This is a genomic window from uncultured Phascolarctobacterium sp. (assembly GCF_934190775.1).
In the GTDB taxonomy this organism is placed as follows: domain Bacteria; phylum Bacillota; class Negativicutes; order Acidaminococcales; family Acidaminococcaceae; genus Phascolarctobacterium_A.
The window spans coordinates 35,561-48,559 of record NZ_CAKPTG010000014.1; the positions used below are offsets into that span (position 1 = coordinate 35,561).

10 protein-coding genes and 2 riboswitches are annotated in these 12,999 nt (G+C 45.3%); of the genes, 3 read left to right on the top strand and 7 right to left on the bottom strand.

Translation table 11 applies throughout. The annotated features are described in order from the left end of the window. Positions 1 to 49: 49 nt before the first annotated feature. Together Q0G26_RS08245 and Q0G26_RS08250 are read left to right on the top strand one after the other, a co-directional pair. Entirely contained in the window at positions 50 to 745 is a 696-nt protein-coding gene (locus Q0G26_RS08245; protein WP_293829789.1) for an AzlC family ABC transporter permease, read from the top strand. After that, the gene (locus Q0G26_RS08250; RefSeq protein ID WP_293829790.1) at positions 742 to 1,071 is read left to right on the top strand and encodes an AzlD domain-containing protein; all 330 of its coding nucleotides are present in this window, start codon (positions 742 to 744) and stop codon (positions 1,069 to 1,071) included. The genes Q0G26_RS08245 and Q0G26_RS08250 overlap by 4 nt, the downstream gene beginning before the upstream one ends. A 531-nt stretch (positions 1,072 to 1,602) precedes the next feature. Here Q0G26_RS08250 and Q0G26_RS08255 read toward each other — a convergent pair. The 3 genes from Q0G26_RS08255 to Q0G26_RS08265 form a co-directional block, all read right to left on the bottom strand. Continuing rightward, positions 1,603 to 2,880, bottom strand: a complete 1,278-nt coding sequence (locus Q0G26_RS08255) for an SLC13 family permease (protein WP_293811456.1) — start codon at positions 2,878 to 2,880, stop codon at positions 1,603 to 1,605. Positions 2,881 to 2,896: 16 nt separating this feature from the next. Further along, positions 2,897 to 3,094, bottom strand: a complete 198-nt coding sequence (locus Q0G26_RS08260; RefSeq protein WP_021720459.1) for a hypothetical protein — start codon at positions 3,092 to 3,094, stop codon at positions 2,897 to 2,899. Positions 3,095 to 3,535: 441 nt separating this feature from the next. Beyond that, a complete protein-coding gene (locus tag Q0G26_RS08265; protein WP_293821792.1) occupies positions 3,536 to 3,715 on the bottom strand; it encodes a hypothetical protein in 180 nt (59 codons plus the stop codon). Positions 3,716 to 4,016: 301 nt separating this feature from the next. Between Q0G26_RS08265 and Q0G26_RS08270 the strand changes: the two genes are divergently transcribed. Beyond that, complete coding sequence (locus Q0G26_RS08270) at positions 4,017 to 4,949, top strand: LysR family transcriptional regulator (RefSeq protein WP_210684980.1); 933 nt, start codon at positions 4,017 to 4,019, stop codon at positions 4,947 to 4,949. Positions 4,950 to 5,298: 349 nt separating this feature from the next. Next, positions 5,299 to 5,431, bottom strand: a riboswitch (adenosylcobalamin (AdoCbl) riboswitch). 327 nt (positions 5,432 to 5,758) lie between these two features. Here Q0G26_RS08270 and meaB read toward each other — a convergent pair. The 4 genes from meaB to Q0G26_RS08290 form a co-directional block, all read right to left on the bottom strand. Further along, positions 5,759 to 6,934: a methylmalonyl Co-A mutase-associated GTPase MeaB gene (gene meaB, locus Q0G26_RS08275; protein ID WP_210684981.1), complete on the bottom strand. Its 1,176-nt coding sequence runs from the start codon at positions 6,932 to 6,934 to the stop codon at positions 5,759 to 5,761. Positions 6,935 to 6,944: 10 nt separating this feature from the next. Further along, positions 6,945 to 9,140: a methylmalonyl-CoA mutase gene (gene scpA / locus Q0G26_RS08280; protein WP_293829791.1), complete on the bottom strand. Its 2,196-nt coding sequence runs from the start codon at positions 9,138 to 9,140 to the stop codon at positions 6,945 to 6,947. Next, complete coding sequence (locus Q0G26_RS08285; RefSeq protein ID WP_293829792.1) at positions 9,140 to 11,365, bottom strand: acyl-CoA mutase large subunit family protein; 2,226 nt, start codon at positions 11,363 to 11,365, stop codon at positions 9,140 to 9,142. Before Q0G26_RS08285 ends, scpA begins: the two co-directional genes overlap by 1 nt. 238 nt (positions 11,366 to 11,603) lie before the next feature. Beyond that, positions 11,604 to 12,026, bottom strand: a complete 423-nt coding sequence (locus Q0G26_RS08290) for a hypothetical protein (protein ID WP_293829793.1) — start codon at positions 12,024 to 12,026, stop codon at positions 11,604 to 11,606. Between the two features lie 397 nt (positions 12,027 to 12,423). Continuing rightward, a riboswitch (cobalamin riboswitch) is annotated at positions 12,424 to 12,599 on the bottom strand. Positions 12,600 to 12,999: the final 400 nt, after the last annotated feature.

The window sequence follows — 12,999 nt, forward strand, 5'->3', positions numbered from 1 at the left end:
AAAGCCTACATAGTTTCTATGAATTCAAAGAATTGTGCAGGTTATAATCATGAACACCAAATATAGCAAAGCACTTAAAGCTGCTTTTCCACTAACGCTGCCAATTTGCGCAGCGTTTCTTTTTTTAGGCATTTCCTACGGCTTTTACATCTGCAGCAAGGGCTTTTCGCCCTGGTACCCGTTTTTTACCAGTGCTCTTGTCTTTGCCGGCAGCATGGAGTTTGTCCTGGTAACAATGCTGCTTAGTCCCTTCAATCCGCTGTACTGCTTTTTTATGGCACTGATGATTAACTCTCGTCATCTGTTCTACGGTCTGAGCATGCTGGAAAAATATAAGAATACCGGCCTGAAGAAATTTTATCTTATTTTCGGTATGTGCGACGAATCCTTCGCTATCAACTGTAATACTGTTATTCCTGAAGGCATCGATAAAGGCTGCTTCATGGTCTGCGTAAATCTGCTGAACCAAATCTACTGGGTAGCAGGTGCAACTATCGGCGGTCTCTTGGGCAACAGCCTGCAAATCAACACCAAAGGCCTGGACTTTGCGCTCGTCGCTCTTTTTACAGCAATTTTTGTCAGCCAATGGCAAGCGACAGAAAACCACACTCCTGCTATCCTAGGTATTGTCATTCCGCTAGTCTGCCTGGTGCTCATCGGACCGCAAAGCTTTATACCGCCAGCTATGTTGCTTATGCTGCTGGTATTTATCACTGCCTATTACAAAGGAGGCATTAAATTATGAGCTTCACAGAACAAATCATAACTATTGCCGCTGTTGTAGCAGGTACGATGCTGACGCGCTTTCTGCCCTTCATCCTGTTTCCGGCCAATAAAAAAACGCCGCCATTAGTAGCGTTTTTAGGCAAAATGCTGCCTGCGGCCGTTATGGGCATGCTTGTTGTCTACTCCCTCAAGGATACGCAAATTATGACCGGCAGTCACGGCCTGCCTGAAGCCATCGCCGTAGCAGTGACAGTTATCCTGCAGGCAAAACTGCGCAATTTGCTGCTGACGATAGCAGCAGGCACAATTGGTTACATGCTCCTGGTGCAATATGTGTTTGTGTGAAAATATTATAGCGTTTAAAACAGCGGTAAAAACAGCATCTCAATGTTGTTTTCACCGACACTCTTTAATCAGTTCACTTTTTCCCACACGCCTACGGCCATAAACGAGAGTTACATCTTGTGCTTTTTTGAGCAACATATCTTGTATTTTCTTTTGCTCTTTAGTTCGTCCCCCAAAAGCCATTTTATTCGACTCCTTCCGATTCGATTTCTTCCGAATAAAATATATTTCTGCCACAGTCAACAGCTTGCAAACGCAAAATCAAAACTACCCTCCGCCATGCTCTGTCCAACATGACGAAGGGTAGTTTTTTCATTTATATCCTATATATACTGCCAATGTCCCCTAAGCAAATATATACAGAAAGAAGGAATTTGTAAGTGTAAGCATCTTTGAAGCTTTGTGCGTTAGGGCAGCTTCCGCCCCGTCTATAATAATTGTTCTCTATCCAATTTATGCCTGCTGCCCGCTCCCATCCGGGAGCGTTGCAGGCATTTTAAGAAAGGTGGTAAGACTTATATCTTTAATTAATTATGCTGCAGTCGGGAAGAACGGCCATACGATAGGAATAACGATGATTGCAACAATCATGCTGACTGCTACCAAGCCGCCGCCGCATTTTACATAATCCATGAATTTGTACTTGCCAGGGCCAAGTACCAGGGTGTTCGGAGGAGTACCTACCGGAGAAGCGAATGCGCAGCTGGAAGCAATCAGGATTGCCATCAGTACAGCTTTCGGAGATGCACCCATTTGTGCGGACAGTGCAATGCCAACCGGGCACAGCAGAGCTTTAGAAGCGGTGTTGCTCATGAACTGAGTCAGTACAACTGCCAAACCAAAGAGTACAGCAGTTACCAGGTACGGAGACGGGTTACCGCCCATCAGGCTTACGGTGAATTCAGCAATCAGCTTGCCAGCGCCGCTGGTGTTCATAGCTGTTGCAACAGGAATCATACCTGCAAACAGGAAGATGGTAATCCAGTCGATGGAGTTATAGGCTTGTTTTTCAGTGATGCAGCCTGTCAGTACGCACAGTACCGCTCCGACAACAGCAGCCAGTTCCAGAGGAACGATGCTGGTTGCCATAGAACCAATAACGCCAACCATGATGATACCGCAGATCATTTGTTTTTTCGGAGTGGTGTTGGTAGCATCAATCTCTTGCTCTACCTCAGCAACCTCTTCGGTTTTAGCTTCCGGCAGGATGTATTTGCCAAGGAACATCATGTATACGATACCGGCGATGGTAATAGGAATGCCGATGTAAGCATATTCAAAGAAGCCAAATTGCAGTTCCGGCATACCAGCTGCTTTCAGAGCAACGTTTGCCAGAATGTTCGGCGGGGTACCAATCAGGGTGCAGGTACCGCCAAGGCCGGCAGCGAAAGCCAACGGCATCAGCTGACGGGAAGCAGAAAGCTTTGCTTGTGCGCAGATACCCATAACTACAGGAATCAGACAAGCTGTGGTACCAGTGTTAGACAGGAAGGCAGACATAACTGCTGCAATAACCATAAGACCAAACATCAGGCTGTTTTCATTAGTACCAAACAGCTTTACTACAGCGCCGCCAACCTTTTGAGCAAGGCCAGTGTAAAACATTGCAGCGCCAACTACGAACATACCGCCAAAAAGAACTACAGTAGAATCTGCCAGGCCAAGGAAGATTTGGTTCTCAGGAACCAGGCCCAATGCACTGCAGGCTATAGCAGCCAGAACCGCGGTCATTGCCAGCGGAATCATTTCGGTAACGAATAACAGTGCAACTACTGCTAACAAAATCAAGCATTTAATTGCTGGTGTCATAAAAATTTCCCTCCACTTATTTCTTCTTAAATAGGTTTACATATTGAAAAGTGTTTACAAAGAGCTTACCATCTTCGCCTCGATGCGGGAAGACTTTACCTTCCTTTTTCCTGTTCTCGATAGCTCGATAGTAAAATTTCTTGTCTACCTGTTTCAGGTACTCCCGAATCTTAGAATCTTCTTTTTCATCATTCATGATAAGTGCAATGTCCAAAACTTATCAGCTCCTTTCTTGTTCCTTTTGGAGAGTGCCTTTCACTGTTAGAGATTATACAACATATTCCAAAATAATAAAAATACCTAGTTGGAATAGAAGTTATATGAATTAAGTATATTTCAGAAAGTAATTAAATATATTTCGGAACTAATTTCTACTTATTTTTTATAGCAGGCAGTTTTATATTATACGACAATTATCGCCAGAATAAAAATACCTATGTAGCATTATTCATATATCCGCCAGGAATATTTTAGGCAAACAAAAAGCCAGTCTGCCAACGACGTACAAGGAGGTAGGCTATAACGTCATCGCTCGCTGACTGGCATATTATAATGCTGCTGTTTAAAGCTTAAAGCAAAATATTCTTAAACCATTTACTATAGTATTCTCTGTCCAATTCTTTGAGATAGTTCAGTACAAAGCTCATCTTTCTTCTTAACCTCTTTTTAATGCTTTCAGGGATGCTTCACTCAGTTTGAAGCCCTGTACTCTTCTGGTGAAGGCAAAGCCATGTTCACCACAATGCGGGAATACTTTTGCTGCGCCGTTGCGTTGACGGCACAGATGTGCGAATAAACCGGTTTCGTTTACGACTGCCTTTTTTGTTTCAGCCATGATTTTGTTCTCTCCTTTGCTTTGAATAAGTCAATTTGTCAATTTGCTCTGTATAAGGCCCTTGCTTTATACGCATTTAGTATAACAGATATTGCTTAATAAGAAAAATAGCTAATAGGAATTATAGATATGACATTTTATTATTGCTTTTTGGCATTCTTCTGTTCTATAATAGCCTTAATCGTTGAATTTCTTGAAAATATACTAGCAATATGATAAACTAATTGTATTATACCCATATTTAGAATCTATTACTGTTTCTATTTTACATAAGTTTAGTATTAGTTGGAGGTCTGCAAACATGGAATTAGACAATTACAGAAACTTTTTGGCAATTATTGAAGCCGGTAGCTTTACCGGTGCGGCTGATTACGTGCATATTGCTCAGCCGGCCCTCAGCAAGCAGCTGCGTGCCCTGGAAAACTATTTCGGCACCAAGCTTATAATTACCACCCGCGGCAGCCGTCAGATTCTCCTGACAGAAGCAGGACGCGTCCTCTATCAAAAAGCAAAGTACATGTGTGCTTTGGAGGATCTTGCCAAAAGCGAAATTGAAAACATCATGGGCGGTGTTGTAGGTACGCTGCGTTTCAGCATTGCCAACTCCCGCAGTGCTTTATTCATCAAATCCTCCCTCAAGGATTTCTGTGCTCTTTATCCTAATATCAAATGTGAGCTGTTCGAAGCAAGCATCAACGAGCAGACACAGCAAATGCTTAACGGTATTACCGAGCTGGGAATTTTGAGCGTACCGGTAGAGCATCAGGATAACTTTGAAGTTCTCTTCCGTCGTGATGAAGAGCTTACAGCCGTTTTCCATAAAAACTCTGTTTTTCTGGATGACAGCAAAAAGGTTGTCACCCTTAAGGAATTAGAGGATGTACCTCTGAGCATCAGCTCCGGCTGCTCCGAAATCTTCCTTAAGGCCTGTGCGCAGGCATCCATCGTGCCGCGCATCACCTGCACCAGCACCACCCGCAGCACTACTTTGGAATGGACACGCGTCAAGGCAGCCGTTTCTATCGTGCCTGTAGAGCCCGGAGAGGACCTTGGCGAAGAGTTTATCACCCGTCCTATATCCGACATCAAGGCTGACGTTTACAAAACCGTTGTAAAGGTTAAGGACAGACCGCTTTCCGTTGTTGCCCAGCATTTCCTCAAATTCTATTCCAAGACACGTAATTCACAGCAGGTATGCAACCTGGATGAAGTCCTGAAAAACTCCTCTTTATAAAAGACAAAAACCGCCTTACGGCGGTTTTTTTGATTGCAAAGCTTTTATTGTTTCTACCTTACTGAGGACAATAAAAAAGCCGCCTTACCTGGCGGTTTTTTTATTGTTGCATTGCCACACCCCTGTAACAAGCTACACACGATAAATTTGGAGGAGAAGGAGAATTTGAAAAGATCTTTACGTAACAGAACAGCAAATTGTCCGATTTGCTTAGTTTGTTCTAATGTTTGGGAAATCAATATTTCGACCCACATTTGATAGTTGAAAAAAACCGCCTTTGCAAGCAAAGACGGTTAATGCGCACAATTAAGATAGCTGCCACTCTCACATAAACAGTATCTTGTCTGTTAACATCTTCTCCTGTCGCTCGCAGGTCAAGCATATGCTTGTATAAAGTACTTTGCTGACTTCAGGCAAGCCTGTTACAGCGGCGGGACCGTGTGGATTTTCACCAATTAGTGCTTCATACGAAATATTGATTTGTTGCTTTTAATTATACTCAGTCCGATTAAGAATGTCAAGACTTTAGCGAAAAAGTTCTCAAAAAAAATATTGTAAGAACACATCTCACTAAATATGCGCTCATTTGCTGACAACAAGAAAAATAGAATCTTTTACTCTTTTAGAGCCCATTTCCTGTACACTTCTCTCAAAATTTCAGCATATTTTCCGTACCAGAATATCCTTGAGCAGTACCTCTAAGCTATAATCTAAAAAGCCAAAAGGCTGTCAGCTGATGAAGCTTCATCAGTGACAGCCTTTTGTTTTTGCCGGTCAAAAATCACCACGGGGTGCTTTCTTGCCGGACTTTATTTGTTTTGATTGCGATGCCTCATTGAAGCACGATCAATATCAAAGGCATTAATCAGCTCGGTAACAGCCTGACTTGGGGATACCACGCCATTAACAGCTGCTTCCATTACTGCCGGTAAGCGTCCTTTAATCATCGGGTCTTCAAAGAACAGGTTATGTAAATGCTCGTCAATCATGCTGTTAACCCAGGAAATAGTCTGCGATTTACGACGTTTGTCGAAGGAACCGCATTCTTTGGTAACTTTTTCGAACTTGCGCATTACTGCCCAAAGCTCAAGCAACCCTTCCTTGGTCAAAGCAGAGCATCTGTAGGCGTGAGTTTTCCAGCCTTCGGTAGCAGGACGAATGAATTCAATCATACGCTCATACTCACCCTGGGTAACGATAGCCTTAGGCAGATTGTCACCATCGGCTTTGTTGACAACGATAGCGTCGGCAACCTCCATGATGCCTTTCTTGATGCCTTGCAGATCATCACCGGCACCGGTCAGTACTACCAGCATAAAGAAGTCAACCATCGAACGGACGGTGATTTCGGACTGGCCTACACCTACAGTTTCTACTAAGATAACATCACAGCCTGCAGCCTCGCAAAGCAGCATTGTTTCACGGCTTTTACGGGCAACGCCGCCCAATGTACCCTTTGCAGGGGACGGACGGATAAAGCAATTAGGTTCACGCGACAGCATCTGCATACGCGTTTTATCACCCAAAATAGAGCCACCGGTAATAGAGCTGGTAGGATCGACAGCAAGAACTGCGACCTTATAGCCCTGATGACACAGCATCTGACCAAAGGACTCGATAAAGGTACTTTTGCCGGCACCCGGTACACCGGAAATGCCAATGCGCAAAGCTTTGCCTGTACGCGGCAGGAGAGCCTGCAGGACACGCTGTGCTTTATCAAAATCCCTCGGCGCATTGCTTTCTATAAGAGTAATAGCTTGAGATAAGGTTTTACGATCGCCTTCACTGACTCCTTTTATTAACTCTTCCGGACTAGGCTTTTTCCTCAAGGGGAATTTCCTAATTTTATCCACAGGGTTATACTTCTCCTCGCTGACAGCGTTTACGGCGCTGTCAATCCCGCCCATTACAGAGCAGGCAAAGTTAGGGTCTTTTTTCAGGGGTACCCAACTCGGCCTAATATCTTTTTCACCAGTTTCAGGCATTTATATCACCTCAGTCTTCAGCGTGTTCAGCTTTTGCACGGTCAACCAACATTTGCAGTAATTGGATGCAGCACTTAGGAATGTTGGTACCAGGTCCAAAGATGCCTGCTGCACCATGTTCATACAGGTAGTCGTAATCCTGTGCAGGAATTACGCCGCCGATGCATACCATGATATCTTCACGGCCACGTTTCTTCAGTTCTTCAACGATTGCCGGCAGCAAGGTCTTATGACCGGCAGCCAGGGAGGAGAAGCCAACCATATCAACGTCGTTATCTACAGCGTCTTGTGCAGATTCTTCCGGAGTCTGGAACAGAGGACCAACGTCGACGGTCCAGCCCATATCAGCGAAGGAGGTTGCCAGAACTTTTTGTCCGCGGTCATGACCGTCTTGGCCCATTTTAGCCAGGAAGATACGAGGACGACGGCCTTCAAGTTGTTCAAACTCATCAGCCAGTTTGGTAGCTTTTTCCATGTCATCGTTGCCGCTGAATTCACTGGAGTATACACCGGATACAGTGTGGATTACAGCATTGAAACGACCGGATACTTTTTCAACTGCGTCAGAAATTTCACCGAGGGAAGCACGGTCGCGAGCAGCTTGTACAGCCATTTCCAGCAGGTTGCCGTTGTCACGGGTTTCTGCTGCGCGGGTAATAGCTTCCAGATCGCGTGCAACAGCGTCGTTGTTGCGTTCTGCTCTCAGTTTTTCCAGACGTTTAATCTGAGCGTTACGTACAGCGGTGTTATCGATGGACAGTACATTCAGCGGATCTTCCTTAGCCAGACGATATTTGTTCAGGCCAACGATGGTTTCTTTACCGCTATCGATGTTAGCTTGACGACGAGCTGCGCACTCTTCAATACGCATCTTCGGCAGGCCGGTTGCAATAGCTTTTGCCATACCACCGAGTGCTTCAACTTCCTGGATATGAGCCCAAGCACGGCGAATGATTTCGTTGGTGAGGTATTCAACATAGTAGGAACCGCCCCACGGATCGATAATCTTGCAGACTTTGGTTTCATCCTGGATGTACAGCTGGGTGTTACGAGCAAGACGAGCGGAGAAGTCAGTCGGCAGTGCGATAGCTTCGTCCAGTGCGTTTGTATGCAGGGATTGGGTATGGCCCAGAGCAGCAGACATAGCTTCCATACAAGTACGGGAGATGTTGTTGAACGGATCCTGTTCGGTCAGAGACCAGCCGGAAGTCTGGCTGTGAGTACGCAGTGCCATGGATTTCGGGTTCTTAGCGCCGAAGCTCTTAAGAATTTTAGCCCACAGAACACGAGCAGCACGCATTTTTGCAACTTCCATGAAGTAGTTTTTGCCCATATCCCAGAAGAAGGACAGACGTTTTGCGAATGCGTCTACAGGCAGGCCTGCAGCTTCACCAGTACGGATATATTCCATACCATCGGCCAGAGTGTAGCCTAATTCAAGGTCGCAGGTTGCGCCGCACTCTTGAATATGGTAACCGGAAATGGAAATACTGTTGAATTTAGGCATGTATTTGGTGGTGTATTCGAAAATATCACCGATGATACGCATAGACATAGCAGGCGGATAAATGTAGGTGTTACGTACCATGAACTCTTTCAGAATATCGTTCTGAATGGTACCGGCCATGATGGATTTATCAACGCCTTGCTCTTCACCGGATACGATGAAGAATGCCAGTACAGGCAGAACTGCGCCGTTCATGGTCATGGATACGGACATCTGATCCAGAGGAATACCGGAGAACAGGATGTTCATATCGAGCATGGAGCAAACAGATACGCCTGCTTTACCAACGTCACCAACTACACGCGGGTTATCAGCGTCATAGCCGCGGTGAGTCGGCAAGTCGAACGCGATGGACAGACCTTTTTGGCCTGCAGCCAGGTTACGACGATAGAATGCGTTAGATTCTTCCGCAGTGGAGAAACCTGCATATTGACGTACAGTCCACGGACGGAATACATACATTGTGGAGTAAGGACCACGCAGGAACGGAGGAATACCGCTCATGAAGTCCAAATGGTTACATTTATCATAGATATCCTTGGTGTACAGCGGAGCTTTAGGAATACGTTCCAAGGTAGTATCGTAAAGGGCATCGTAATTTTCGCCCATTTTTTCTTCCAGATTCTTCTTCCATTCGTCATAAGAACAAGAAGGATGATCAGGAAGGGCTACTTTAGTGAAATCCGGATTAATGCTCATTATTCAATCATCCCTTTCTTCTTTTGCAGCATCTTCAGAGTTTGGAAGCAGTTAGCTTTTACGCTGATGAAATCGTCAACGCCAGCATCTTTGTAAACTTGTTCCATGTCTTTCGGAGCAGCGCCGGCCAGGAACAGAGTAGCGGACGGTTTCATAGCTGCTTTAATCATCGGAGCCAGTTTCGGAACGATTTCCGGATAGGTAGCATCGGTGGAGCAGATAACTGCAACATCGTAGTCGCCTTCTTTGAAAGCTTTGAGGCATTTTTCGTATTGATCGCCATCTTCGCCGTCTTGGAAACCATCGTTCAGATGAACGTTGAATTCACCAACCTGCAGGAAAGAGGTGGAGAAGTCGGCACGAGCTTTATGTTGAGGAATCGGTCCCATGTTGCACAGGAATACTTCAACATTTTTGCCGGTTTTCTTAACATAGTCTTCAGTTTCGAAACGCAGTGCTTCATAGCGCTCGGTCCAGTGATGAGCAGCGATTGCTTCAACGGTTTCCGGAGCTTCAGCCTTGCAGGATGCAGCAGCAACCTGGCCGATAGTAGCACCATTGCTGAATGCTTCGATTGCGCCTTCAACAGTTTCAACTGCAGCCAGCTTGCCAGCCAGGTAGTTGGTGTCGATATCAGCAACGTAAGCAGCAACAGCAGCTTCGCGTTCTTTCTTCAGTTTCGGAGTGTCTTCTTCGCGGCGCTCCAACGGTTCTTCGGTCATGTTCGGGTACATGTTTACGCCAACAGCACGATCGCTGCGCATTTCCAGAGCTTTGAAGCGTTTAGCCAAAACGTCAGCAACTTGTGCTTGCGGATAGCCAGCTTCCAGAGCTTTAACAATACCGCCCATTTCCTCAACCTTTTGGAACTCAGCCCAGATTTTTTCGGTAATCTGCTTGGTCAGGGTTTCAACGCCCCAGGAACCGCCGGCAGCATCGATCGGGCTCAGCATACCAAATTCTTCTTGCAGCATTACATGCAGGTTACGAGCGATACGACGGGAGAATACGTCACCTTTACGAATCAACTCGTCAAACGGCGGGTTGTCATAGGTGCATACGCCACCTACAACGCTGGAGAAGGTTTGGGTGCAGTTACGCAGCATGTTTACATACGGGTCAACAACGGTTTTGGTGAAGCGAGCGCAACGGCCATGAACCTTAATAGCGCGATCTGCTTCTTCAGCACCGAATGCTTCCATAATAGCTGCCCAGATCATACGCAGAGAACGCAGTTTTGCGATTTCCATGAAGAAGTTTGCACCTTGGTTGAAGCAGAAGTACAGGGAGTTAGCAATGTCGTGCAGCTCAACGCCACGTTTTTGCATTTGACGTACATATTCAACAGCAGTAGCGAAGGTGTAAGCAACTTCTTGTACTGCTTCTGCACCGCCATCGGTGTAAGCATCACTGTTGATGAAAACAGTGCGAACTTCCGGAGTATTAGCTTTAGCAAATTTAATGGTTTCAGCCATTTCATCATACAAAGCATCCAGAGAGGTTGCGGTTTTGCCGGTTTTTACCAGCTCGCCGATTGGATCGCCGCCGATAACGCCACGCAGTTTTTTTACATCATGACCAGCGCCCTTCAAAGCAGCTACAGTCAGAGCCAGCAGATTTTTAGCGCCAGCGCCGGTGTACATCATAATAGGATATTTGTCAAGTTTCAGACCATTCAGCAGAACGCTCATATCTTCAACGGTAGTAACGTTCACGCCAATATCACCAGGTTTTTCTGCATCTTTAACGTCTACGCCGTTTTTGGTTGCAGTATCAAATTTGATATTGTAAACAGTGGAGCCTTTGGAAATTTCTTCCTTCAGCAGCTCGTTGTTATCAGCCGGCAAGGTTTCATCGCAAGCTTGTGCAATGCCCCAGGGCTCGTGTACATAACCGTTAACAGTTGCGCCACGCAGGAAATCGCCCATACCGGGATAATCGTTGGTCGGCAGAATTGCATCAGTGCCTTTACGAGTATAAATCGGGTCAAAGGTAATGCCCTCGTAGTTTTTGGTGTACATGATTTTGTCAAAGGGTTTACCCTTCAACAGTGCATTACATGCCTCCACCCATTCATCCCAGGTGGGTTCGGTAAATTCATCAAAAGTTACCTCCGGGAATTCGGTTACTTTCTCTGACTTACGCAACATGGCTTCCAGTTCTTTGTCTGTCAACGGTCTTTCGCCATCAACGACTGCTGCAGTTTTTTGTTGTTCATCAGCCATTCAAATAATCCTCCTTTAATAATTTAATCATTACTGTGAAAAAGCTCACAGCACCAAGCTGAAACGCATATCACCTCCAGCCAATCTCGTCTGCTGATGCAGCTGCTATCCGACCGCTCTCACCCGGTCATCAGGGGACATATGCCGCATCCTTGCTTGGATAGATTTTAAGAAGCAAACAGCATTTATATACACGGTCACGGTTGTCCAGGCCGTATATAACAAAATAACAGGCAGTTTAATCTGCCAGGAACTCCTGCAGACGTCCGTAATTAATCTGGACTCTGCGCAGCTCGTTTTCCTCAGGCATGGTATCATTAAGAATCATGTTGCCTAAAGCAGCACCCGGCTCTGCGCCACGGTTCTGCATAAAACGGGCATAGTATTCAATCTGCGGAACATCTTCAGCTGCCTTGTAAATAACAGCAGCCTGTTCCAAAGGATCTTCTGCGATGATATAGGGATTTACCCCTTCATTGAAGTATTGTTTCAAAAGCTCGCAGATATCTGTCTTTTTGGGGTTATATTGCACGCGTACGCACTTTACTTCCAGCTCTCCGCTGGCCTTGGCACGTCCGGCAACAACTTCTTCAACGCCTTTCATACCTTCAAAGGCTGCAAGCAGTTCAGCAATTTTGCCTGCCAAATATAATTCTTTCATATCAATTACCTCCCTTTAAACAGCAAAAAATAAAGCCACCACATTTGTGATGGCTGGATTGTCAGCACGACAGCGCACCCCTACGCTGTCGTACTTGAGAGGAGAAAGGAAATGTTCTCAGCTAAAAGAAAAATTTGAGAATGGGATTTGAAAAACACGATATGTCCAGTATCGCGGACAAGTATGACAGATAGCATCGATGGCCCGGCCACTCTCCAAAAGGTCACAGCCATCACGTGACCTTCAATGGCATAAGAAACAGAAAACCGTTTCTCAAAAAGAATCCTTCACCCAATACGGGCGGGACTTTTGAAAAACGGCGAAATATCAAAAGCTACTAGGCGCACAAACCTATACTACAGCTCTACGACATCTCTCCCCGTCTCTCGCAGGTCAAACGACGATGCATCTTACAGGCAGTTCTTCTGGCTTCGCTTCTTCACGTGTTCCACCTTCCCAGAGGACCCCTCCAGTGGTATAAACGAAACACGCTCCACGTCACAGCGGCGGGACCGTGCCGGAATTTCACCGGCTTCTCTATTGAGCTTTCGCACCTGTAATATCAATATCAACTTGTTGTGTTAATTATAGCAGTTCCTATTTATCTTGTCAACCTTTTTCAAGGATTTTTATTTTTGTGCTTTAATCCCATGTATAGAGAGTTCTCATGTGTAGTTGACTCCATTCTCGATTAGCTATTCTTTGTGTATATTTCACATATAACACAATGTAAAATCTTCAATTTTCCAGTCAAAGCAGGCTTTTTAGCAACAAAAAACGCCTACAGCCCAGCTGCAAGCGTTCTTACGGTTTAGCGATTTGCATTTTTTATACCACCTGTTAATGGATATAGTAGAAATTCATTTCATACAAAGCTTTGATGAATTTTTCCAGCATTATTCTCACCTCCTGAAATCAGTGAATCATATACCATTTAAAGTTGCACAGAGTCTCAACAAATTTTTCAAAAGTC

What these genes read in the sequence shown, in the direction of transcription:
- Q0G26_RS08245 (WP_293829789.1), top strand. Translation starts at nt 50, where the DNA reads ATGAACACCAAATATAGCAAAGCACTTAAAGCTGCTTTTCCACTAACG.
- meaB (WP_210684981.1), bottom strand. Translation starts at nt 6,934, where the DNA reads ATGCCTGAAACTGGTGAAAAAGATATTAGGCCGAGTTGGGTACCCCTG.
- Q0G26_RS08290 (WP_293829793.1), bottom strand. Translation starts at nt 12,026, where the DNA reads ATGAAAGAATTATATTTGGCAGGCAAAATTGCTGAACTGCTTGCAGCC.
- Q0G26_RS08285 (WP_293829792.1), bottom strand. Translation starts at nt 11,365, where the DNA reads ATGGCTGATGAACAACAAAAAACTGCAGCAGTCGTTGATGGCGAAAGA.
- Q0G26_RS08255 (WP_293811456.1), bottom strand. Translation starts at nt 2,880, where the DNA reads ATGACACCAGCAATTAAATGCTTGATTTTGTTAGCAGTAGTTGCACTG.
- Q0G26_RS08270 (WP_210684980.1), top strand. Translation starts at nt 4,017, where the DNA reads ATGGAATTAGACAATTACAGAAACTTTTTGGCAATTATTGAAGCCGGT.
- Q0G26_RS08265 (WP_293821792.1), bottom strand. Translation starts at nt 3,715, where the DNA reads ATGGCTGAAACAAAAAAGGCAGTCGTAAACGAAACCGGTTTATTCGCA.
- Q0G26_RS08250 (WP_293829790.1), top strand. Translation starts at nt 742, where the DNA reads ATGAGCTTCACAGAACAAATCATAACTATTGCCGCTGTTGTAGCAGGT.
- scpA (WP_293829791.1), bottom strand. Translation starts at nt 9,140, where the DNA reads ATGAGCATTAATCCGGATTTCACTAAAGTAGCCCTTCCTGATCATCCT.